Source organism: Anaerocolumna cellulosilytica (assembly GCF_014218335.1).
Classification (GTDB): Bacteria; Bacillota; Clostridia; order Lachnospirales; family Lachnospiraceae; genus Anaerocolumna; species Anaerocolumna cellulosilytica.
Genome location: NZ_AP023367.1, coordinates 4,693,865 through 4,718,656, shown reverse-complemented (window position 1 = coordinate 4,718,656; position 24,792 = coordinate 4,693,865). Strand labels below are relative to the sequence as shown.

Annotated in this window: 19 protein-coding genes and 1 pseudogene; 19 read left to right on the top strand and 1 reads right to left on the bottom strand. The window is 36.3% G+C overall.

What is annotated here, in order from left to right:
- Positions 1–28 precede the first annotated feature (28 nt).
- From acsn021_RS19390 to acsn021_RS19350, 11 genes and pseudogenes are all read left to right on the top strand, one after another.
- Positions 29–1,015, top strand: a complete 987-nt coding sequence (locus acsn021_RS19390) for a hypothetical protein (RefSeq protein WP_184093185.1) — start codon at positions 29–31, stop codon at positions 1,013–1,015.
- Positions 1,016–1,372: 357 nt separating this feature from the next.
- Positions 1,373–1,993, top strand: coding sequence for a class I SAM-dependent methyltransferase (locus acsn021_RS19385; RefSeq protein WP_184093184.1), 621 nt, complete (start codon positions 1,373–1,375; stop codon positions 1,991–1,993).
- 266 nt (positions 1,994–2,259) lie between these two features.
- Positions 2,260–2,964 (top strand): thioesterase II family protein, encoded by a 705-nt coding sequence (locus tag acsn021_RS19380; protein WP_184093183.1) that lies wholly within the window; start codon positions 2,260–2,262, stop codon positions 2,962–2,964.
- 172 nt (positions 2,965–3,136) lie between these two features.
- Positions 3,137–3,835: a transposase gene (locus tag acsn021_RS22950; RefSeq protein ID WP_243167887.1), complete on the top strand. Its 699-nt coding sequence runs from the start codon at positions 3,137–3,139 to the stop codon at positions 3,833–3,835.
- A gap of 50 nt (positions 3,836–3,885) precedes the next feature.
- The gene (locus acsn021_RS22945; RefSeq protein ID WP_243167886.1) at positions 3,886–4,149 is read left to right on the top strand and encodes a hypothetical protein; all 264 of its coding nucleotides are present in this window, start codon (positions 3,886–3,888) and stop codon (positions 4,147–4,149) included.
- A 44-nt stretch (positions 4,150–4,193) separates the two neighbouring features.
- Positions 4,194–4,436, top strand: coding sequence for a hypothetical protein (locus acsn021_RS22940; protein WP_243167885.1), 243 nt, complete (start codon positions 4,194–4,196; stop codon positions 4,434–4,436).
- A gap of 400 nt (positions 4,437–4,836) precedes the next feature.
- Positions 4,837–6,309, top strand: coding sequence for a hypothetical protein (locus acsn021_RS19370; RefSeq protein ID WP_184093182.1), 1,473 nt, complete (start codon positions 4,837–4,839; stop codon positions 6,307–6,309).
- A 193-nt stretch (positions 6,310–6,502) separates the two neighbouring features.
- Positions 6,503–6,733: a hypothetical protein gene (locus acsn021_RS19365; RefSeq protein WP_184093181.1), complete on the top strand. Its 231-nt coding sequence runs from the start codon at positions 6,503–6,505 to the stop codon at positions 6,731–6,733.
- A gap of 97 nt (positions 6,734–6,830) precedes the next feature.
- Complete coding sequence (locus tag acsn021_RS19360) at positions 6,831–7,019, top strand: DUF6462 family protein (protein WP_184093180.1); 189 nt, start codon at positions 6,831–6,833, stop codon at positions 7,017–7,019.
- A gap of 94 nt (positions 7,020–7,113) precedes the next feature.
- The gene (locus tag acsn021_RS19355; RefSeq protein WP_184093179.1) at positions 7,114–7,287 is read left to right on the top strand and encodes a CopG family transcriptional regulator; all 174 of its coding nucleotides are present in this window, start codon (positions 7,114–7,116) and stop codon (positions 7,285–7,287) included.
- A 39-nt stretch (positions 7,288–7,326) separates the two neighbouring features.
- Positions 7,327–8,561 (top strand): annotated as a pseudogene (locus tag acsn021_RS19350) (tyrosine-type recombinase/integrase).
- 386 nt (positions 8,562–8,947) lie between these two features.
- On the opposite strand, the gene acsn021_RS19345 reads toward acsn021_RS19350, so the two are convergent.
- Positions 8,948–11,458 carry a GH39 family glycosyl hydrolase gene (locus tag acsn021_RS19345; RefSeq protein WP_184093178.1) on the bottom strand — a complete coding sequence of 837 codons (2,511 nt, stop codon included), beginning with the start codon at positions 11,456–11,458 and terminating at the stop codon, positions 8,948–8,950.
- A gap of 229 nt (positions 11,459–11,687) precedes the next feature.
- On the opposite strand from acsn021_RS19345, the gene pgmB reads away from it, so the two are divergent.
- The 8 genes from pgmB (at position 11,688) to acsn021_RS19305 (ending at position 24,695) form a co-directional block, all read left to right on the top strand.
- On the top strand, positions 11,688–12,374 hold the full coding sequence (gene pgmB / locus acsn021_RS19340; protein ID WP_184093177.1) for a beta-phosphoglucomutase: 687 nt from the start codon (positions 11,688–11,690) through the stop codon (positions 12,372–12,374).
- Positions 12,371–14,089 carry a glycoside hydrolase family 3 protein gene (locus acsn021_RS19335; protein WP_184093176.1) on the top strand — a complete coding sequence of 573 codons (1,719 nt, stop codon included), beginning with the start codon at positions 12,371–12,373 and terminating at the stop codon, positions 14,087–14,089. The genes pgmB and acsn021_RS19335 overlap by 4 nt, the downstream gene beginning before the upstream one ends.
- An 86-nt stretch (positions 14,090–14,175) precedes the next feature.
- The gene (locus acsn021_RS19330) at positions 14,176–15,447 is read left to right on the top strand and encodes a prolyl oligopeptidase family serine peptidase (protein WP_184093175.1); all 1,272 of its coding nucleotides are present in this window, start codon (positions 14,176–14,178) and stop codon (positions 15,445–15,447) included.
- A gap of 288 nt (positions 15,448–15,735) precedes the next feature.
- Positions 15,736–17,445, top strand: coding sequence for a sensor histidine kinase (locus acsn021_RS19325; protein ID WP_184093174.1), 1,710 nt, complete (start codon positions 15,736–15,738; stop codon positions 17,443–17,445).
- Between the two features lie 73 nt (positions 17,446–17,518).
- Positions 17,519–19,111: a response regulator gene (locus acsn021_RS19320; RefSeq protein WP_184093173.1), complete on the top strand. Its 1,593-nt coding sequence runs from the start codon at positions 17,519–17,521 to the stop codon at positions 19,109–19,111.
- Positions 19,112–19,412: 301 nt separating this feature from the next.
- Entirely contained in the window at positions 19,413–20,912 is a 1,500-nt protein-coding gene (locus acsn021_RS19315; protein ID WP_184093172.1) for a sulfatase-like hydrolase/transferase, read from the top strand.
- A gap of 23 nt (positions 20,913–20,935) precedes the next feature.
- Positions 20,936–22,996: a beta-glucosidase gene (locus acsn021_RS19310; RefSeq protein ID WP_184093171.1), complete on the top strand. Its 2,061-nt coding sequence runs from the start codon at positions 20,936–20,938 to the stop codon at positions 22,994–22,996.
- An 82-nt stretch (positions 22,997–23,078) separates the two neighbouring features.
- The gene (locus tag acsn021_RS19305; RefSeq protein ID WP_184093170.1) at positions 23,079–24,695 is read left to right on the top strand and encodes a sulfatase-like hydrolase/transferase; all 1,617 of its coding nucleotides are present in this window, start codon (positions 23,079–23,081) and stop codon (positions 24,693–24,695) included.
- The last annotated feature ends 97 nt before the right edge of the window (positions 24,696–24,792 follow it).

The window sequence follows — 24,792 nt, the reverse complement described above, 5'->3', positions numbered from 1 at the left end:
AAAACACCATGATTTAGGAGGGTTGTTTATGATGGATATGGATATGCTTCAGATGACTGATTTGAAACAGGTATTAATACAAGATAGGATATTTAGTTGCTTTCAATTGCTAATCGTCAATTTTGCTGCTATTAATAAGAGAGATTATCATTTGACATTTCCAAATTCATGGGGATTTTATTTAAATGATAAGAAGTATGATACAGATTCTTTAGGATCTCGATTGTCTACTGGTTGGTCAGGAGGTTTTGACGAGATTAAGATCAATACTGGTATTGCAATTAAAAGTTATGATACAAAGAATTTGGAAGAAGTATTGAATGTTATGAAGAAATACTCAGATGAGGATACAATGTGGATAGTTAAGACAGATTCTTTTTGGTGTCCATGGACATTGGGGTATCAAAAACAGCATATGAATCATTGCATTTTGATTATTAAGAATGATACTTATCATAAGGTAATGTATTGCTTAGATCCTTACTGGAATTTTGAAATAAACAAAATAGATTATTGCGATCTAAAACAAAGCTGCAAGCAGTGTTACTCAATTAGAACGGATACTGATACGCAACCGAAGGTGGATTGGGATCAGCTGATATATCATGCTGTAGTAAGTATATTTGATCAAAGTGGAGTAACTACATTTTATGAAATACGTAAGTTTGCAGATGAAATTTCAAAAAATATCAATTTTGAAATTGAACATAAGGGCTATATCGAGCAACATTTAGCGCCTATATATCGACAGTTATTTCGTGTATCAAGTGGGAGAACTAATTTATATAATTTATTAGATGAATATAAGAAATATGATAATATAGAAGAATATATGAAAGCTAAGAATAATATCATTAAAATTAGCAACTGGTGGAGGAATGTTATTTTAATGATTGGTAAATCAGCATACCATTCGGATACTAATAATGATATGAAAGTTGTAGCAGAATACATAAATAAAATTGCTGATGTGGAAGAAAGCACGGCAACACAATTATTGAATTTATTTAAATAAAGTTGATACAAAATGCTAAGTAGATATAGAAGCAATTTGGTAATATGTCAAGAACAAAATGAAAAGAAATTCAAATGATTTTCAGAAAAACGGGTAACTTTATAAGACCTACACCCAAAACAGAATGTAATTCGATGCAGTTTATATGTATTTATCTAGAGTAAAGCTGATTTTTAGCCAGTAAACCAAAAATCAAACGAATGAATTTACGAGAAGTTAGTGCGAGTGCTCTTTTGTTCTGATGAGTAGTTACTTCAGCTCCAGCGCATTTCATAGCAATAGATTACAGGAAACTAAGTAAAAGAATAAATGCAAGTACTGATAAAACGGTACTTGACTTAAAGAGGAGGTTTGGCTATGAGAAAATTTATGACGGTACAAGAACATTATGATATGCTGATACAAAATGAGAATGATCCGGTGAATGATCCACCGAAATTGAAAGCGTATATGGATTTATGGGATGGTGAGACATTTTGGAATTTGATACAGCCAACACAAGGGAAGAGAATCTTAGAGATTGGTGTTGGAACTGGGAGATGTGCATTAATAACATTGTCGTTTGGCTGTAAAGAGTTTTGGGGAATAGATATATCTGAAAAAACGATTGAACGGGCAAAACAGCATATGCTGAACTATTCTAATGTAAAGTTAGTATTAGGTGATATCTTAACAACTGATTTCGATGATCAATTTGATACGATATATTCTACTTTGACATTTTTTCATATTGAGAATAAACAAGAATTAGTTAAGAAAATAAATAGTTTATTGTATGATCAAGGACAGCTTATCGTATCTATAGAGAAGGATTCTAAGAAGGTATTTGAATATGATAACTATAATGTCAGAGCGTTCCCTGATACGGTTTCATCTATTTCAGATATATTGAATAAATGTGGATTTAAAGTTACAGATATAAGAGAAGTTGAAAAGGCAAGTATTCTTCGAGCAGTGAAAGTTACTAATCTATCATAATTTATTATGTAGTTAATGTGTATAGTCTGATGATCTAAAACATCAAAGTAATAAGAAAAAGAGATTAAGCGGATTAAAATGCTAAATAGTAGTATGATTTTATTATATTCAATAGCTTCAGGGTACTATAGTTGAAAAAATGTAAGACTTTAATTGCAATTAATAACAATGAATATGCCACTATTTTTAATTATAGTGATTATGAATTGTTGAAGATGTAAGCTAAGTGTTGGACAGAGTAATATACAAAGTTGGAGGTGATAAGGTTGAATGATCTTAGATTGTTTAGCATTCCGCATGCAGGAGGGAGTTCGATTAGCTATTATCCTTGGAGAAAATATTTAGATAACAATATTGAATTCATACCACTTGAATTAAAAGGAAGGGGAAGAAGAATAACAGAGGAATTAAGTCAGAGCTTAGAGGATATGGTAACTGATTTATATATTAGAATAAGACCTTTTATTTATACAGGAAAGTATGCAATTTTTGGGCACAGTATGGGAAGTATCTTAACATATGAATTAGTTAGAAGAATACAGATCCAAAATGATCTAATGCCTGTACACCTTTTTTTCTCTGGTAGTAAACCACCCGAATATATATCTAGAATAGCTTCAGTATATAAAGAAACCGATGAAAAAATATGCGATGAAATTATAAAACTAGGCGGAACACCCAAAATACTCTTTGAAAGTGATGAGTTATTAAACTTATATTTGAATATCATTAAAACTGATTTTAAAAATTTGTATGAATATTCATATCATAATAATAAATTAGATTGTAATGCATCGTTTTTTTATGGCATGGAGGATGACGAAATAGAACCTAGTAAAATGATACAATGGAATAACTATATTTCAGGAAATACGGATATATTGAGCTTCCCTGGAAACCATTTTTATTTATTTGATAATTGTCAAAGAGTAGTTCAGCAGGTAAACGACATGCTTGAAAAATATATATGAATATAATAAAGTTACCTACATTTTCTGCACAGTCAAAAGTTTTCAATAAAAAATAACCCTTTCAAGTCATTTTATAGTATCCTAAAAGTCACTACTCTATAAAGGATAAAAATCGTCAAAAGAGTTATCTAGTGGTTAGTTTACCATACTTTTGAGTGATTGACTATAAACTATGCTTGAATATATTGATAAAATTTTTAACAACTTTAAATCGTGCTTTTCCAGACAATCAGCATTTCAATGGTTTGTCGTAATTATTGTTGGATTTATGATTCGTTCCGATAAGATTGGAACTACCTCCGTTATTCGTGACCTTGCCCTGAGTTCAAAGATTTATGATACTATGAATCATTTCTTCCGTGCTTCTTCCTGGAGTCTTGAATCAATCAAGCTCAAGTGGTTTGAAGTTGTAAATTCCTCTGCTCCTCTTTATAAAGAAGAAGGGTACACTATCCTCATTGGTGATGGTGTGAAGCAAGCAAAAGAAGGCAGACATATGCCGGGAGTTAAAAAACTATTTCAGGAATCCGAAAACTCCTCAAAACCTGAATACATCTTCGGGTACATGTTTGGTGTTCTTGCAGGAAATGTTTCTAAATGGTTTTGTATTCCGCTTCATGTCAATTTTCAAGATGGTATCCAGACTATTCTATCTTGGAAAGCAAAGGAAGAACAACCCCGTACTCATATGGTTCAGATGATTGAAAATGGTTATGAGGCTGCGAAAACATTTGGCAAATCACTTCTTTTACTTAACCGTTACTTTCTTTCTGTTCCTGCATTGGTACAATTGGAACAGTGCAATCATTCGGAAGATGCAATAATGCACCTTATTTCTAAAGCAAAAAAGTCCTGTATGGCATATCAATAGCCAAAGGAAAAGAAACCCGGCCGAGGCAGGCCATCAAAAAAGGTGATACTGTGAAGTTAAAGGAACTGTTTTCCAGTAAATCAAATGAGTTCCATGAAACAACTGCAATGCTGTATGGAAAGCAGGAATCTATCCGTTATTATTGCACTAACCTACTGTGGGGACAGAAGCTTTATAAGGAATTACGGTTTGTTCTGGTAGAATATAACAATATACAATGCATTCTAGTTAGTACTGACCTTACACTAGACTCTGCCGCAATCATACGCCTTTATAGAATCGATTCAAAATCGAATGCATCTTTCGTGAGCTGAAGCAGATGATTGGTGGATTCAGCTATCAATTTTGGAGTAAGTCCATGCCTAAATTGAAACGATATCTAAAAAAGAATGAAAAGCCTCCAATTGAAGACATAAGCAATCCCCAGGAACAGGAAAAAATCCAGTTGACAGTCAAAGCCATCGAAGGGTATGTTATGTTCAGCTGCATTGCAATGGGTCTGCTTCAAATGATATCCCTTTCCTTTTCCAAAGATATTCAGACAAAACATTTCGATTTCTACGGACACCATCCAAAGCTATCGTGTCTGAAGCAACAGTAATGTGCTATTTAAGGCAGAATATTTTTCGAATTATGGATAAAAAGCCCAATTTAAGCATAATACGATTTATTCAAAACAAGCAGGAACAGCCTGATATTTCAGAAGATTTGCAGGCTTCTTAGGGCAACAAACTTTTGACTATTCAGATTTTTTACAAGTCATCATTAATAAGGAGTTTCCAGCATTATTAAAAATAAGAATTTTAGCAAGTGAAACACAATTATAAAAAGAAAGGAGTAGAAGTATTGCATATTTTAATATTTCAAAACAAAAAATGATCTTAGATATTAAAATTGAAAAAAATCGTGAAATGAGATGTTATGAAACTATACTAGCGACTACTGCTGTTTGGTTGGGAAGACGTTTTGAAATGATGTTTTCGCAATTTTGGAAATTCGATTTGATAGAAGATTCAAAACATAAACCCCAATTAATTGGGGAGAGAATAACACTTGATACTGCTGGCGATGATATTCTATTATTAGAGCAATACCATGGAATCAAAGTGAGATCATATGATCCCATGCTTATCGATAATTCTACAATTATGCAAACTATTTATACAGAAATTAATAAAGGATATCCTATTTGTACTAGTATAAAAGGGGAGAATATTCCATGGTCATTTTCCAATGAAAAGCAAAATTATTACCCTTTTTTAATCGTAGGATATGATGATACGGAACAAAATGTATATTGTCTTGATGTTCATTATTTGAATGAAGTTTCTAAAATACCATACGAAGTTTTTCTTTTGGGATATAGAGGAATGCAAACATTTTCAATTAGTCATGATGAATATAGTACGCTTGACTGGAGAGGAATCATATCAAAAATTACTTGTAAGTTAAATAACAGTGATGCATTTAGAAAAATGAAAGAAGTTTCTAACTTTTTAAGAAATGCACATAACTATATGATTTGCAACAGAGAGAACCTTAATACTGGGGATATTGATCTAGTAGAGAAAATTCAAAATTTACATCGTTCAAGATTTTTGTTTTCACGTACACTTGATTATTTTGTAAATTATCATAATGCAAAACCACTAAAAGAATATTCAGAAAAATTTATAAAGATATCAGATAGATGGTTATGTATTTGGACTATAATAAATAAGTCTATATACAAGAATAATTTTGAAGCAAAAAGAGAAATTGTAGCTGAAAAGATAAATGAACTCGCTGAGCTAGAAGAAAATGTATGTAAACAGTTGACGAACATAATAGATACTAGTGACGACTTGACTTTTATACAAGTTGAGAATAATGATGATATTTTAGAAGATTTAGAAGTTGTACAATTAGAGGGAAAAGATGTTTGTTATATAGATATTTCAGCATATTTTAATAATAAAGGATTTAGTTTAAATTTAAATTCTAATAGTAAGGCTGATTTAACAGGGATAGAAGAGTTTATTCTGGCAGAAGGATTACCTAATAATCAATACTGGGATATAAATAATATTAAATTTCAATTTCCAATTCTTACGGATACGGATAATGATAATATTTCATGTTCAAAACAAAGCATTTCGTTTCCAGAAGGTCAGTATTCATATATTGTTTTTGTTGGTTGTGCCGAGTGGGGGAACCAATCAGCCGAACTTGTTTTAAATTATTGTGAAGAGAATGTTGAAGTTGTAACATTTAATATGTCAGATTGGTCGCTGTCAACTCCATTATATGGAGAATCTGTTGTCTGGGAAGGTAATAGCTATCATCGTACAAAAAGTGGCATAGAATTAATTGAGTGGTTTAAGGGGCATATCTTTGCTAAAGTCATAAAATTGAAGAATGAAAAGAAACTAGATTCAATAACACTTCCAGATTGCAACAATATTCACATTTTTTCTTTATCGTTATATAAATAGTACCTGCTGAACAGATCTTAAAGTATTGAATTTGCTGTCTTTTTCGGTAAAAAAAACGCAAGGGTGCATATTCCTAAATCTGCTGGTTATAGTTTACCACTTACAGAGCAGGTATTTCCGCTCTCCAGTGCAACTCCTATAATGAATACATGCACATGATATATGTGTAAATTCACTTAGGAGGACGATAACCATGGTTGATTATCGAGAAATCATCAGACTGAAAAGTCTGAATTTTAGCAACGTGGGTATTGCAAATAGTATCCGTTGCTCACGTAATACCGTTTCTGATGTGTTAAAGCTAACAGAAGCGCGTGAACTGGCATGGCCAATTCCAGAATCTTTAACAATTCGCGACATTGAGGTACTGTTCTATCCCGATCGTCAACTACTTTTTGAAAAAATATCAAATAAAATGCATTAAACATAGGGGTGAAAGCTAAAAGCAAAATATTAAAAAAATGAGCAAACTCAGGACGTGTAGAGTTTCCGAGAGTGCTCGATAAAGGAGGGGATGCTATGTGCAGAAGAAAATAAATCAGAAGCGATTTGTTAGATATAAAGTAGGTGCTGAGTTGTACTCGATGTGTCAGTCTAAATTTGAAGAAATGGCAAAAGAAGCTAATGCTATATATAAGCTAAATAAGCTCGTATTAGTAAATTGTGACATTTTTGAAGAGTATCTGGAGACATTTCGTATAAGAGAGTAATTAGTAAAACACATAAGAAATTTAACACTATCTATTGACAAAATGTCCGACATGAAGTGTGATTAATACATGTTATGAAGGAGGATGCATATACATGGCAAAGATGGGAAGACCAACGGTCGATGATCCAAGCTTGCACAGAGTAACTGTACGTTTTACAGAAAGCGAATATCAGGCACTCAAGAAATATGCGGAATCTCATAATCAGACTATGACTCAGGCAATGAAAATAGGGATTGAATTGTTATATAGGACATCCCAAAAGTAGTGTAGAATCTCTTTTCTTCATATTAGAAAGGAGAAAGAGATGGCAGCACGAAAAGATAATAAAGGAAGAGCCTTGAGAAAAGGTGAGATATATCGGGAAATCGACAACAGATACGCCTATGGTTACACAGACCCTTATGGGAATAGAAGATTTATCTATTCAAAAGATTTGAAAAAGTTAAGGGAACGTGAGGAAAACTTATTAAGGATCAGCTGGATGGACTTGATGTTTATGTTGCAGGTAATGCGGATTTAAATTTTGTTTTTGACAGGTATATTTCTACTAAGTCTGAACTTAGAGAGACGACATATACGAATTACACGTATATGTATGATCACTTTGTCAGGGATGGCTTTGGAAAGAAAAAAATAGGAGAGATAAAGTATTCAGATGTACTTTATTTCTATTATGACTTGTTGAATGAAAAGAAAATTCATATTAATACATTGGAGACTATTCACACGGTACTTCACCCAACATTTCAATTAGCAGTACGTGATGATATTATTCGGAATAATCCGAGTGATAGAGTGATGGCTGAGATCAAGAAAAAGGGTGGTAAGAATAAAGGCGTAAGACATGCACTAACGTTGGAGCAACAGAGAGCATTCATGAATTATATTGCGACAAGCCCGGTATTTTGTCACTGGAGTCCGTTCTTTACAGTATTATTGGGAACGGGGTGTCGTATTGGTGAGGTTGTAGGACTAAGGTGGCAGGATGTGGATATGGGATCTCGCCTGATTGATATCAATCATAGCATGACTTATTATCCGAGAAGAACAGATACTTATAAGTGTGAGTTTAAGGTATCACTTCCTAAAACAAATGCAGGTATTAGAAAACTACCGATTATGCAGCCGGTATATGACGCACTTCAGTCAGAATATGAGAGACAGAAGGAAGATGGTTTTTGCAGTACAGTCGTTGATGGAATGACAGGATTTATCTTTACCAATCGTTTTAACACGATTCATAATCCGTTAGCTGTGAATCGAGCGATTCGTAGAATCTTAGAAGCATATAACGCTGATGAGATTATTAATGCAAAGAAAGAAAAAAGACAACCTATCATTATTCCGCATTTCTCTTGTCACCACTTAAGGCACACATTCTGTTCTCGCTTTTGCGAGAATGAAACAAACGTAAAGGTAATCCAGGCAATTATGGGTCATGCAAGTATTGAGACCACTATGGATATCTATGCAGAAGTAACTGATTCAAAGAAACAAGAAGCGATTGAAAACCTAGCACGAAACTTGGATGTATTTTAGAAAAGAGTCTTTAAATAGGCTTCTTATAGAGGACAACAAGAAATTAGGAAAGACAACAAAATGACAACTTTTTTTGATTTTATGGTACCTGATAGTAAGTGATAATACTTTTAAGAAAATAGCTTAAATACTGAATAATCAGGTACAATTGGTGATACTAATCTAGCTCGGAGAGTATTCCCGACGATGAAATCATTAGACAAATAAAACTTATAAAATGGGTGTTGTAGAGTGTTAAGTGCTGCACTAAAACTGCACCAAATTTCATAGAGTTCAAGAAACGGATTCTAAAAAAGAAAGGACTCAGTATATGTATTTTGTTAACATATATTGAGTCCTTTCTTATTAATTGAACTGTGTATAGTTCGAAGTATTGATGTATCCTTCTAGAGTATCTTCTCTAAGATTACAAGCCGTATTTCATGAGGTTCTAGAGTGCTGTAATAATTTATAACATATTGTTCAGAAGAAAGCTTCGATTTTTTTATAAATGGTCTGGATAAATCACTTAAGGTACAGATTTCTTCTGATGTGGACAAAGACATAGAACCCATCTCGACCCATTTATCATAACAGCTTCCATATGTTCTGTTTACAATCTTTTCGGTTACCAGATAATCCCCCTGCTCCATATCCATTAATTTCAGATGAAATTCTTTAGCGGCAGTGTCAGGAAAAACCTCATAACGGTTTGTGAAGCCTATATTAAAATTAATACCCTCCTGGTAGGAATCAGAAACATCAAAATAGTTATATAAAATAATTCTATAGTCTTTTCTACTTTTAGTTACAAAGTAACCTTCACCCTCTGATAGAAATTCATCCCCTAATTCTGATAAAAACTGATACGCGTAGTAGACCGGTTTCTTTATTCCGTTTTTCGTAAAATGTCCAACTCCTCCATGGAATAATTCATTGGGAAAATCCAGTTCCTCAATCCAATCCGTTAAAGCCCAATGACAAAAACTATCAGCCAATTCATGATTTCTGCAAATATTTCGAATTATATAAGCGGCCGCGTAACAGGTATCATTCAACCATTCCCTGTGTGAGGAGCTTAAATTCCATTCTGTGATATAAAGAGGAAGAGCATTTCTGTCGGGTAAATGCTCATTCAGCATTTTTAAATAGGAGCGGAAGATGTCCGGATCCTTTGAAACGATACCATTTAAGGGTATAGAAAAGGTTTCAGTACTTTTATCAGATTTAATCTTTGGAGACTGGGGAGAAATCGGATAAAAATGAAACAGGTATACATCAGGTCTACAGTTATTTACAGCAGCAAAATCTAAATAATAGTCATACTTTGCTGAGGGAAATGTATTGCTTAAATAGGATGTAGAAGCAAATAGGAGATTAGGATTGCAGGTTTTTACACTTTCGAAAGTGATTTTGTATAAACGGAGGAAAGTATCCACTTCTTTAAAATCAAAAGGATGCCCTGTCATCGTTTCATTCCAGAAGGTAAATATCCATTGGGATACTTCATTATACCCATAACGCTCTAATAAATGATTCACAAAGGCGGTAATCAAATCGGACCATTTTTTTTCATCTTTTGGTTCACTGACACAAAAGGGAAGGGAGAATATAGTTAAAGCAGGGTCTTTAGCCAATGCCTTTGGCATAAAGGACAGTTGTACTAATGGCATTAGATGAATACTCAATATAAAATCAAATACCTCATCAAGCATTGTGAAATTGTAATGAGGACATCCCAGTGTGTCTTCTTTGTAAACCATAAGTTCATCACTAAAGATATCGTGGAACTTAATAAATTTAAAACCAATTTCTTCCTGCTGCGTAATCAACATTTTCTGAATGTTTCCCAAGAGAATTTCTTTTGCTCTTCCAACAGAACAAAAATTTAAAAAATTCTTTTTCATAAGCCTTTTAGTGTTTTCTGTTTTTTTTGTTTCGATAGAGTAGGTGACAGCTATAATAGGAGCAGCAGCCTGTACTGTTCCCGAGTTATGAAAGTAAGAAGAAAGCTTTTCATAAAAATCATATTTTTCAAGGTTTAGATATTTGGTTGAGGTATTCATAGGAAGAGAACGAATCCCCTTTTCAGAGATTTGGTTTGCTTTTCGGTAATGACTTGGAAGCATACCGTAATGCTTTTTAAAGAGGACGGCGTAAGAACGCTGATTTGGGAAACCACAAGCTTCGGCTATTTCTTCTATAGACATATCCGTATCCATTAGATAGGTAAATGAATGGTTTAAACGGATGTTAGCAATATAGCTTGTAAGGGATATTTCCATGTTCTTTTCAAAGAAGGAGGATAAATAGGGAGGAGTCAAGGCTTCCATTTCTGCAATTTCTGTTAATGAGATATCTCTTTGGTAGTTTTCTTCTATATACCGGATAACTCTCTTTAAGCGTTCCATATGTTTGAGAGGGCGTACTTTTCCAGGATTATGGCTCACAAAATGAAGTAGCAACAAATATAAGATATGATAAGCATAGGAAAGCCTGAGGAACTGTGTGTGGGGGGAACTGGAAGTCAACTGGATTAACCTGGCTATGGTCTCACGAAGCTGGTCAAAGGCTTTATTATTCTTCTGAACTGCTGAATTGCAGTCAAAATGCAAGGTTTCGAGATTAAGCCAATCAATATGGAATCTGGGCAGACTCATTTGCAGAAGAACCAGTACGCAGTCTTCACTGCTGGTGTCGTGAACCTGGTTGGAATTTATAAGTAGTATATCATCTTCGTGAAGTATATATGTCTGGCTTTCCACCTGTACGGATAGAGTACCTGAAAGAACCAGAAGTAATTCGATACTTCTATGCCAATGCTTTTCCACAAATCCAATTCGCTGACAAAAAAGCTTTATGGGAAGGTTTTTGTTGTATTCAATGGTTTCGTGCGTATCTTTAATTTTCTCTGTCATGTCTTATCCTCCAAGTTATATGAGTGTATCTCTACAGTAATTATTATACCAAGATATTTCATATTACTCAAATGCAACTGTAAAAAATTAATATATTGAAAAGTGAGTACTATTATTTACAGAGGTAAAATAATAAAAAAATGCAGTAAAATACCTAGCTTATGACCTTGTTTTGAACTGTAAATTATTTTAATGTATTAGGTATAGAATAACGTGCTGGAGGTAAAGTATGCAGGAAATAGTGAAGAAGAAGGAAATCAAAGGATTATTGTTTGACTTGGATGGAGTAATTGTTGATACAGCAAAATATCATTACCTTGCGTGGAAAAAGTTGGCTGATGACATGGGGATTCCTTTTACCACAGGCAATAATGAGAGATTAAAAGGGGTCAGCCGGAAGCGCTCTCTAGAAATTATTCTTGAAATCGGTAATTTAAGCCTGTCGGAAGAAGAAAAAGAAAAAAATTGCGAGAAAAAGAATGCTTTATATCTTACATACATAAAGCAGCTAACGGAAGAGGAAGTGCTTCCTGGAGTGAGAAAGTTTTTAACAGAGGCAAGGGCAAAAGGGTATAAGATAGCCTTAGGTTCTGCCAGTAGAAACGCAGTATTAATATTAGACAGGCTGGGGATAAAAGAATTATTTGATGAAATTATAGATGGCAATGCAGTATCAAAAGCAAAGCCGGACCCGGAAGTATTTATAATGGGAGCCAAGTCATTAAAGGTGCCTTATGACAACTGTATTGTGTTTGAAGATGCTGCAGCCGGAATTGAAGCCGCCCATAATGCAGGGATGTTTGCGGTAGGTATTGGGAGTAGTGAAAATTTACCACAGGCAGATTTATTATTACCGGGATTAAATAATATAACAATAGAAGAAATATGTAAAAGATTGCAGGAGGTAAGGAAATGATTCAGTATGATGTATTGAAAAAGAATCCGTTTAATTTGAAGGATAAGCAGGTGGAGTGGGTGAAAAGAACCCTAGAAACTATGACAGTTGAGGAAAAAATCGGTCAGTTGTTTCATCTTATCATGTACAGCAGCAACGAGGAATATTTACAAGAGCTGGTACATAAATATAAAATCGGTGGCATTATGGGACGTCAGATGACATTAGAAGAATGCTGCAAGGCAGTTACTTATTTACAAAAGGAATCCCAAGTACCCATGCTTATCTCTGCTAATTTCGAAGCCGGGGGTGATGGAATGATTGCAGAGGGTACAAATGTTGGACCTAATATGCAGATTGGGGCAACTGGTAATCCTGAATTTGCCGGCAAACAAGGTTATGTCTGTGCAAGAGAAGGGCTTGCTGTTGGTGCAAACTATGCATTCGCTCCGGTGATTGATATAGATTATAATTTTAGGAACCCAATTATGGCTACTAGACTTTATGGCTCTGACCCGAAGCTAGTTCGTGACTGTGGAGTTGCGTATACGAAGGCTGTCCAAGAGCAGGGAATGGCAGTTTCCATCAAACATTTTCCTGGGGATGGTGTTGATGAAAGAGATCAGCATTTGGTAACCAGTATCAATTCGCTTTCCTGCGAAGAGTGGGACGAGTCTTTTGGAACAGCATATAAGGCATGCATTGATGCAGGTGCACTTACTGTTATGGTAGGGCATATTATGCAGCCGGCATATTCTAGAAAGCTGGTACCAGGTATTAAAGATGAGAGTATTATGCCCGCAACACTGGCACCGGAATTACTGAACGGATTACTAAGAGAAAAATTAGGTTTTAACGGTTTAATCATCACAGATGCCACAACCATGGCAGGTATGTGTATTCCAATGTCTCGTGATAAAGCGGTTCCCTATACCATTGCAGCCGGATGTGATATGTTCTTATTTGCTAAAAATCTGGAGGAAGACTATCAGTTCATGACAGAGGGTGTTAAGAATGGAATGATCACACCTGAGAGGCTTAACGAAGCAGTTATGAGAATTCTTGCTACAAAGGCGGCTCTTAAACTGCCAGAAAAAAAAGAAAACGGAACACTGATTCCAAATGTGGAAGAAGCAAAGAAGATCATTGGCTGTAAAGAGCATAGAGAGATTGACGTTCAGGTTGCAGACTCTTCTGCAACTTTAATAAAGAATTTGCAGGATATTATTCCTCTGGATGTTAATAAATATAGGAGGATGCTTCTATATCCAATGTTTACTGGCGAGAATGCTTATATGGGCGGAGGTAATGAGGATATTGATAAGATTAGGGAAGCTTTTGAAGGGGAGGGCTTTGAGGTAAGTATCTATCAGCCGCCGGCTAGTCTTCAGGAGGGATTTTCCGTATCTCACAAGGATATGGTGAGCAAATACGATTTACTTGTTTATGTATCTAACCTGATAACAAAGAGCAATCAGACCACCGTACGAATTGAATGGGCACAACCCATGGGAGCAAATTGTCCGAATTTTCAGGCTGCAATTCCTACAATATTTATCTCCTTTGCAAATCCATATCATTTATTAGATGTACCAAGGATTCGAACCTTTATAAATACATATAAATTAAAACCAAGTACCCTTCGTGCAGTCATAGATAAGTTATTAGGACGTTCTGAATTTAAAGGAACCAGCCCTATTGATCCGTTTGTCGGAAGATGGGATACCAGATTATAGTTGTACATATATTAGATATGTGTATAAAAGATATACATATAAAAGTTCTTAATTCGTAAAGTATATAATGCTTGGAGGGTGAGGGGATGAAATACAGTACAATAACTGAGGTTTATGATTTAGGCCCATTTGTTTCAAAAATAATAGTAGAAGTGGGGCAGCCATTATGGGAATGTGATGTGAATGAAGAAACATTTCAGGTATATGTAGAAAGGAAGGATAAAAAAAGCGGTGAGATAATAAAGATAAGCAAATCATGGGGTTCTGATGAAGTTTATCCTTCCGTAGGGGAAAGAAAGGTCTGCGGAGCATATACTTCTGACAAAGAAGGGAAAGCCAGCCAGGGTGGTACCTGTATTACACTTGAAATGGAGGTAGATCCCCGAATATCCTTAGGATCTGCTATTACATATGATGGTAAATTTAATGTAATGGTAAGTTGTGATTATACGATTACCCAAATTAAACCCATGAACATAGGTAAATGTAAGATAGAAAATATGGTATTTACAGAATCAAATTGGAATAAAACAATACTGGCAGATGAATTTATTACAGGTGAATCAACTTATCAGGGAATACATTTGAACTATGCATGTTACCAGCCAAAAAATAATAAAGCAAAGAACCCTTTATTAATTTGGCTGCATGGAGCTGGGGAAGGCGGTACCGACCCGGCAATAGCCGTCAGCGGTAATAAAGTTGTAAATCTTATTTCAGATAAGATTCAGTATATATTCAGCGGCTGCCATGTTTTGGTTCCCCAGGCCCCTACTATGTGGATGGACGATGGTACAGGCAGATACAATACAGATGGCAGTACAATGTATTTGGATAGCTTGAAGAAATTGATTGATGAATATATAGCAGCCCATGATGACATTGATGAAGAAAGAGTATATATAGGAGGTTGTTCGAATGGAGGTTTTATGACCATGAAAATGATCATTGCCTATCCGCAGATGTTTGCGGCAGCCTTTCCAATCTGTGAGGCATTAGCTGATGAATTTATAACTGACAACGACATTGAAAGAATTAAGAAAATACCCATATGGTTTACTCATGCAGCCAATGATCCTGTCATTGATGTAAATAAGCATACCAAAGCCACCTATGGCAGATTACTGAGTGCCGGCGCGGCTGATGTACATTTTTCCTGCTTTCCTTCAGTAACTGATGGTACGGGACGGTATGTTAATCAGGATAGAACGCCATATGAGTATAATGGGCATTTTAGTTGGATACCGGCATTAAACAATGAATGCATTCTCGATTATAATAATACGCCTGTGTATAAGAAAGGAGAAAGTGTATCTCTATTTGAGTGGCTGGCATTATCAAACCGTGGTAAGTTGTAACAACACATCTACAAACACAGCAGATGAAAATTAAATCTTAGGCTTGGTCACTAGGTGATTCAAGCCTTTTATAATATAAAAATAAATTTATAATATTTTAAGTTGCATTACAGTTTTGATTGCAGCAGCCTTGGTAAAATGTTATGCAAAAAACGACTAAAAATATCAAAAATATGACATTTTCCACAAATTACAACATTTATCGATGTTCAAACTGTTGACATAACAAATACATTCATTTAATCTTTGTAGTAGGTAAACAAAAAATCTCATACAGGATGGTACTAGATGAAAATACGAAAAATGTTAAAGCAAAAGCTGCGGTTAAAGCATCGGATAATAATAGCAATTTTGTGTGTTTTAATTCCTGTATCAATTGTTTTTGCAGGGATAATCAAGGAAGCAATGAAGCAGATTCAAGACCAGATAACACAGGCAAACAGGAATAGTTTACAAGTCTACTATAATACATTGCGAACAGAAATTGAAGTTGCTGAACAGTATTTGACCAAACTGATATGGGATGATAAAAATTTTAAAGTATTTTATAGTGCGGATGATACGATTGATGCAGAGAAGGCCGGTCAGATTATTTTTAGTGATACTGTTGAAATGTTTCAAACAAATAAGGACTTAACAGGGGTAGTTCTATATGATACTAAAAAGGATATTTACCTTACGAAGTATAACCAAGTAGTTGCATATGGAAAAATAAAGCAGGAAATAGAATTTTTACTAAGGGAAAAGCTTAGTTCAGAAGAGGATAAACCAATAGGATGGTTTTTGTTTCATTGTTCGGAGCGTTGGTTATTAACTCGAGTTGTAGAAAGAAAAGGAGCATATGCAGTATGCCTGATTGATTTAACACAGGCTGTTAGAAATGCAAGGCTTATATACGGAATTGAAGGAGAGGTTTTCTTTTTTAGAAGAGGAGATTTTCTCGCAAATGAGAGATGGATTTTAGAAAGCGGTATTACGTTAGATTATGACAAGGATGAATTTTATTTTACGGGAGTAAAGCGGGATTATATTGTTGTGCAAAAGCAATTAGCCGGTTTTAAGGTGGGACTGGCACTCTCTTTTGAAAAAAATGAGGAGAGCATAAGAATTCTTTATTACAGTCCATTTATTTATCTGGGTGTAGCGGTGTTTTCGTTAATATCCGTTGTTCTTTATTTAAAATATGAATTATTTGTTCCTATGGATAATCTGGTGATTGCGATGCAGAGAATCCAAACCGGGGATTTGGAGGCAAGACCTACTAAGCATAAAGGAACTGAATTTGCACAGGTTGATAATGCCTTCAATAATATGATGAAGGAGATTACCTCTTTACGAATAAAAAGCTATGAGCAGCAGCTATTGGCTAAAAAAGCGCAGATGGATGCACTGCGTATGCAAATCCGCCCACATTTTTTCTTGAACTGTCTGAAAAGTATATTTGGCTTGGCTCAGGCAGGTAAGACGGAAGAGATTCAAAAGACCGTTCTATGCCTTTCGCCCCATTTAAGATATATATTTGATATAAATACGGAGGTGATTACCCTGGAAAAAGAACTGCAAATGTGTGAAAACTATATTTCACTGCAGGTTGCAACTAGAAGAGGAACACCAGAGTGTAAACTTTCCGTGGATACCAAAGTATTGATGCTTAAAGTACCTCCGGTCAGCATATTGACCTTGGTGGAAAATTGTATAAAGCATGCGATGGCACAGGATGGGTCACTTATCGTGCAGATTATTGCAAAAAGTTATGAAATTGACGGTCAAAGGTTGGCGGATATCATAGTAAGGGATAATGGTCCGGGTTTTTCTGCAGGGGTGTTGGACTTGCTAAATAATGGGAGGGAGGTCGAAAAGAATGGTTCTTGCGTGGGATTATGGAATGCAGTAAATCGATTTAAGGTACTGTATGGAGAAGATTTTGCTATTACATTTTCAAATAATAACGGAGCACAGATTGAAATTATGTTTTTAATGAAGGAGGAAGAAGTATAAAAAAGGCAGTATGTGATGCATGGTTTCTTTCAGTGGTTATTGTGCTGCCGTGGCAGCGGAAGGAGAGGTAAAGATGAAAATACTGATTGTAGATGACCAGGTTTCTGTTGTTGAGGGATTGTTGAAAGGAATCCATTGGGTTGAATTGGGGATAGAAAAAGTATATACGGCATTAAATGCTCTTGAAGCAAAGAATATTTTAATGAACGAAATGATAGACATTATTCTTTGTGACATTGAGATGCCAGTAGAGAGTGGTTTGCAGCTTTATGAATGGATGAACAAGAAAGGTTTTTCTAACTATTGTATTTTTCTTACCAGTCATGCTGAATTTGAATATGCACAGGAAGCCGTGAAATTGGGTGCATTTGATTATATTTTACAGCCGGCGTCCTATGAGGAAATTTTTCAGACGATACAAAAGGCAGTTAAGGTAATACATGTAAAAGTCTATAAGGATAAACTGTACAATAAAGGTAAAGTTTTCAGGCAGCAGGAGAAATCCATAGCGGGCAATGCTATCCGTAATTGGTTGAGCAGCTCAGGTAATAAAAAGGACATGCTTACATTGGCTGAACTGGAGGTTTTGCCGTGTCTTAGCGAACCTGGATACTTAGTGCTGATTCATATTGTGAAATGGAGCACTCTTTCGGAAAAATGGGAAAACACACTGCTGGAAATATCGTTGGAAAATATAGTGAGCGAGATTTTTGCTCCGAATAACCAGCTTACGGGATTGGCTTTTATAGAAGAAAACACCTTTGCAATGTTACTACAGGGACGTGACAAGGAAGAAATCGTAAGAGAAAGTCTTATAAGACAGCTCCAGTATCTGAATAGCGTTTGCGAACAGTACTTTAGATGCAGCATTGCTTGTTATTTTAATGGGCCCTTTCCTTTGGAAAACTCCTTGGAAATCTGGCCCGGTCTGATAGCACACAGAGATAATAATGTGCTTTTAAAAGGCGGTGTATTTCCTATGGGAAGCATTGAGCAAAAAAGTAATCACATGTTTCGAATTCCGCAAATAAAACACTGGCACGAACTTATGAAGGAAGGCTTTGCAAATACAGTGGAGCAGCAGGCGCTGGGGCTTTTGGATGAGATGTGTGAGAATGGTACGATTAATCGGATTACCTTACGGTATTTTTATCAGGATTTTATGCAGATGTTATATAATTCAATGGATGGAAATCAACGTATGTTAAATGATATGTTTGGCACGACAGAAGGACTTAAGTTATACAAAAATGGTATGAATTCTGCTCCACAGATGAAAATGCTTATTAGTTATGTTACAAAACATTTCCATGTTAATGATAACCAAGAGGACCCCAAGGCATTGGTACGGCGGGTGATAGAGTATATCGACCAGAATCTTGAGGATGACATCAGGCGGGATGAACTGGCAGCACATATACACTTAAATCCGGATTATCTATCACGGATTTTTAAGAAAGAAACAGGTATGAATATAAAAGAATATATCACAGAACAGAAAATGCGTGCTGCCCGGGGATTCCTACGTACGACTGGGTTACCTGTCAGTTATATTGCTGCTAAAATGGGTTATTGCAATTTCAGCCACTTTTCTTTTACATATAAAAAAGTGATGGGTAGAACACCCCAGGAGGAACGTTTTGAGACGTTTGAAAAAGTAAATTAATATAGTAACAAACAGACAGCAGAAATGTTGTCTGTTTTTATGTTTATATAGATTCTGTTCATTATTATTAAACATCAATAAATAAAGTTGTATTAACAGTTTTATACGGTGAGGGCAGGTCGGAAATACGATAAATCAGTACGGAATTATTACAGTTATACTGGATTTATATTTATATAATTAGGATTAAATACATATGCAATTAGCTTTACAGGCGTAAAAACGCAAATGCAGCAGTGCATTCATTAATAGGAAAAATACATTTATCAAAAGAGAGGCTTTGGAGAAAAGGAGCAATACAATGAATCAAAAGGATATACTTATATTTTTAAGTGACCAGCATGCAGGCCTCTGTACAGGATATGCTGGAGACAACATAATACGTACACCAAATCTGGACAGGATAGCGGCACAGGGCACTGTTTTTGAAGAGGTGTATACGTCCTGTCCGTTGTGTATTCCTGCAAGGATGTCTATGCTGTCAGGCCAGCTGCCTACTAAAACGGGTGTTCTTGACAATGCAGGTTCTATTTCCTCAGATCAGGCTACCTTTCTCCATGCTTTGGGGGCAGAAGGTTATGAAACGGTCTTGTGCGGAAGGATGCATTTTGAAGGACCAGATCAGCGGCATGGGTTTACGAAAAGAATTTTTGGCGATATCACTCCAATTTATACCGGAGAGCGGAGAGCGTTCAGGGAAATGAAGCACTTTGGGCTTACTTTGACAGAAGTAGGGTGCTTAGACATTATTGGAGGTGGAAATTCACCTACATTGGAATATGACAGACATGTAATACAGACAGCCTTGGAATATCTCGGAAAAGATCACGAAAAGCCACAGTGCATAGTCATTGGTACCTACGCACCTCATTTTCCCTATGTAGCTCCGGTTGAGCTATATGAATATTACCTGAATAAAGTAATATATCCTCAGACTTTAAGCAAAGGCTGTAATCACGAACATCCCATTCTGGAAGAGAAATTAAGAGATATATCAGAGGAAACGGTTATAAGAGCAAGGGCTGCTTATTGGGGAATGATAGAGTTCATGGACAGGAATATAGGGTTTGTATACGATGCATGGAATGAGTATTTAAAGCGCAGCAGGAAGGAAGGTGTATTCCTTTATCTTTCAGATCATGGAGATCAGGTTGGGGAAAGGGGACTCTATGGTAAAAAGACTTTTTTTGAAATGTCAGCCCATATCCCTATGGTATTTCAGGGCAGCGGTATTATGGCAGGCGGGAAGATTAAAAACCCTTGCAGCATCATGGATGTGGGACCAACTCTATGTGAACTGGCAGGTGGGGAACAGCTTCCTGAACAAGATGGAAAAAGTCTGACTCCACAGCTTAAAGGTGGTACAGAAGAAGAGAGGTATGTCCTTAGCGAGATTTTGGAGGGGTCTGCTAACCAGCGAAGAGTGCCGGGAAGAATGGTTAGAAAGGGTAAGTGGAAATATATTACGTATGCTGGGTACGAGGATTCAGACCTGCTTTTTGACCTTGAAAAAGATCGGAATGAATTAGAGAATCTAATTGATAAACAGCCTGTAATAGCCAAAGAGATGAAAGAGATTGCAAATAAAAACTGGGATACAAAAGAAATCATAAACAGGTATGTTATCAGGGAGAAGCATCTACAGATTCAGGCTAGGTGGATAAAGCATACACAGCTTGACCAAAGTGAGCGGTGGATAACCACACCGGATGCTCTAAAAGAGCCAGAAAAATATTACAAGTCCAGCATAGAACTGCCTGAGCATATAAAAAGAAGAATAAAAAATATACTAGCCGAGTGAAGTTTTCATAGAGGAGGATATTAATGGAGTGCAATAAAAGTAAAAGGTTAACTTATACGGAGAAGGCACAGCGTATCGTAAATTCCTTAACATTGGAAGATAAGATTTCGCTGATGAGCGGCAAAATAGATTTTAAGGAAGTAAGAGAAGCCATCCGAAAAAAAACGGATCAGCACTATAACTATATTCCTTATCCTGCAGGCGGATTACCAGACTATCATGTACCGCCTATGTTATTTTGTGACGGGCCAAGAGGAGTTGTCTGCGGAACGGGAAAAAGTACCTGTTTCCCCGTTTCTATGCTGCGCGGCGCTGCTTTTGATACAGATTTGGAAGAAAAAATAGGGCATGCAATAGGAAAAGAAGTTTTGGCTTATAAAGGAAATTTATTTGCAGGCATATGCATTAATGTACCTTATAATCCGGGATGGGGTAGAAGCCAGGAAACGTATGGGGAAGAATCATTTCATATTGGAGAAATGGGCTCTGCTTTGGTAAGGGGTGTACAAAAAGAAGGCGTTATCGCCTGTGTTAAACATTTTGCTTTTAACCAAATGGAAAACTCACGTTTTAAAGTAAATATTGATTGCAATAAAAGAACAGAAAGGGAGGTTTTTCTTCCGCATTTTAAAAAATGCATTGATGAGGGTGCTGCTAGTATTATGAGTTCCTATAATTTATACAAGGGAACCTACTGCGGACATCATGATTATTTATTAAATCAGGTTTTGAAGAAAGAGTGGGGTTTTGACGGTTTCGTAATGAGTGATTTTGTATGGGGTGTTCGGGATACGGTCGAAGCTGCCAATGGTGGCCAGGATATGGAAATGTGCTGCACAACATACTATGGAGATAAGCTGGTGAATGCAGTAAAAGATGAAAAAGTCACGGAGGATAAAATAAATGAAGCTGCCCTTCGTATTATCCGGACACTGCTTGCTTTTGATGAATGCAGCAGCAAAGTAAGCGCCGGTGTGATTGGCTGCCCTGAGCATATTCAATTAGCCTTGCAGGCTGCTAGAGAGGGTATCACCTTATTAAAAAATGAAGACGAAACATTGCCCTTTGACAGAAATGTTATAAAAAAGCTGCTTGTACTTGGAAAATTAGGCATAAAGGAAGTAATCGGAGATCGTGGTTCAAGTGAAGTATATCCTCAATATATAGTAACTCCAATGCAAGGATTGATAAATGCGGCTCCTGAAACAGAAGTTATTTATTATGGAGGAATGGATTTAAATCGTTGCAAAGAATTGGCAAAAAGTGCGGATGCAGTAGTTTTTGTTGTGGGGTATGATTACAACGATGAAGGTGAATATGTTGCAGAAGACCAGAATGATCTGTATACGGGTGCAGTAGGCGGAGACCGGGTGGCAAGCCTGGGTTTGCATAAAGAAGAAATACGGTTATTGCAGGAAGTTGGGCCTCTGAATAGAAATTCAGCTGCTGTAATGATTGGCGGCAATATGATTATGGTGGAAGAATGGAAAGACTATGTTGGTGCAATTATAATGGCTTATTATCCGGGAATGGAGGGAGGAACGGCAATTGGTGAAATCATTTTTGGTGATATTAATCCGAGTGGAAAGCTGCCCTATGTTGTTCCAATCAAAGAATCGGATTTGCCTCAAGTAAATTGGGATACGGAGTATCAGCATTATGATTACTATCATGGTTATACCAAATTAGAGAAGGAAGGAATTAAACCAAGATATCCGTTTGGATTCGGACTATCTTATACAACCTTTAAAATAGATAACCTTCAAATTAAAAGTGATTTCAGAAATATTACAATGCAATGCAATGTTGCAAATACCGGAAAACGGCATGGCGCAGAAGTCATCCAGATGTATGTTGGATTTCAGAATTCAGCAGTCGATAGGCCGGTGAAGATATTGAGAGGGTTTAAAAGAGTCGATTTAGCGGCCGGAGAGAATAAGACGGTTGAAATATCTTGTCAGGTATCAGAACTTGGTTGGTATAATGAGAGGAAAAACCAAATGGAAATTGAACATATGGAGTATGAAATATATGTAGGTAATAGTTCAGATAATTTAATATCGGGAAAGTTTATTTTAGAATAGAATAATTATTGCTATATAGTGGAAAAAGTGGAAGAAAAGGACAAAAAGAACAGAACAGTAAAAGAAAGGAATGTGCGTAACGATGAATAAACGACCACATATTATTATCTTTAATCCAGATCAAATGCAGAATGCTGCATTGGCACATATGGGAGAGAATCCAGCAGCCCAAACACCATTTTTAGATGAATTTACCGCAAATGAGGCAGTTTCTTACCGGAATGCATTCTGCCAGAATCCTGTGTGTGTCCCCAGCAGATGCAGTTTTTTGACAGGCTTGTATCCGCATGTACACGGTCATCGTACCATGAATCATATGCTCCATACCCACGAAAGCAGTATATTAAAAGAATTAAAAGAAGATGGATATTATGTATGGATGAACGCTAGAAATGATTTTCTTCCGGGACAGGAGGAAGGAGTTTTTGAAGCACATGCTAATGAAATCTTCTACGGAGGAGATGTTATGCCGCCGCCTGGTCCTGTGAATCCGGGAATGCGTGGTGAGCCGGGCGGTAAATATTACTACTCTCATTATCAGGGATGTCTTAAAACAGATGAGAATGGGATACGTTACAGCAGTGATGATGAAATCGTGGATGCGGCAATTCACCGCGCACATAATCCGATTGACGAAAGGCCTCTCTGTCTGTTTTTAGGCCTGGTAAACCCACATCCGGAGTATGGAGTGGAGGAGCCTTATTTTTCTGCGATTGACAGAACAAAACTTTCTAAGAGAATTAAAGAACGCTGTCCGGGTTCCTTTGAACCTGTAATTGAAACGAAAATCAGGGAAAATCAAGGAATGGAAGGATTTACGGAAGAAGACTGGGATGAATTACGTGCTTGCTATTTAGGAATGTGCCTGAAGGTGGATGATATGTTCCGAAGGTTATGCGATGGACTGAAAGCAGCAGGTATCTATGATGACTGTGCTATTTTCTTTTTCAGTGATCATGGTGATTATCAGGGGCAGTTTGGCCTTACTGAAAAAAATCAAAATACTTTTTATGATAATCTTGTACGAGTTCCGTTTTTAATTAAGCCTCCAAAAGGGTATGAGATTGATCCGGGAATAAGCGATAGTATTGTTGAACTTGTAGATTTCTATGGGACAGCGACTGATTTTGCAGGAATAAAACCTAACCATACGCATTTTGGAATCAGCCTGAGAAGTAATATAGCAGACCGCAGCCTGCCTGTTCGTGAATATGCCTGTTGCGAGGGAGGACGCCTTGCAGGTGAGATACATTGTGATGAAAGTCATGTTGACGGAGAAGAAGGAGTCAATCCCCGTAATTTATACTGGCCTCGTATAAAGGCAGAAGAGGACGATAGGGCTCATACAAAGGCAACGATGCTTCGTACAAAGGAGTATAAATATATACGTCGGTTATATGAACCGGATCAGTTGTTTGATATGCAGAGTGATACGGGTGAGACACATAATCTTGCAGAGAACGGGTCATATCAAGGCATAGTATCGGAAATGCGTTTGAAAATGCTGGATTGGTACCAGTCTACCTGCGATATAGTGCCATTTACCTATGATGACCGTTTCAATTATGAAATGACATGGAACAGGGTAAAAAAGATATGTCCTCCCAATCGGGTGGAGGAGATACAGGCTCTGATACGAGACAAAAAAATGTCAATGTTTGAAATTATTCGGTATTGTTCAGATCTTCAGCAAAAATAGAATGTTGTATAATCATTGGATAGTAAAAGGTCTAAAAATCGATAATATATTAATTTTTTTGATAAGGTTTCGAATATGGGAAAACAGATAGTCGGAA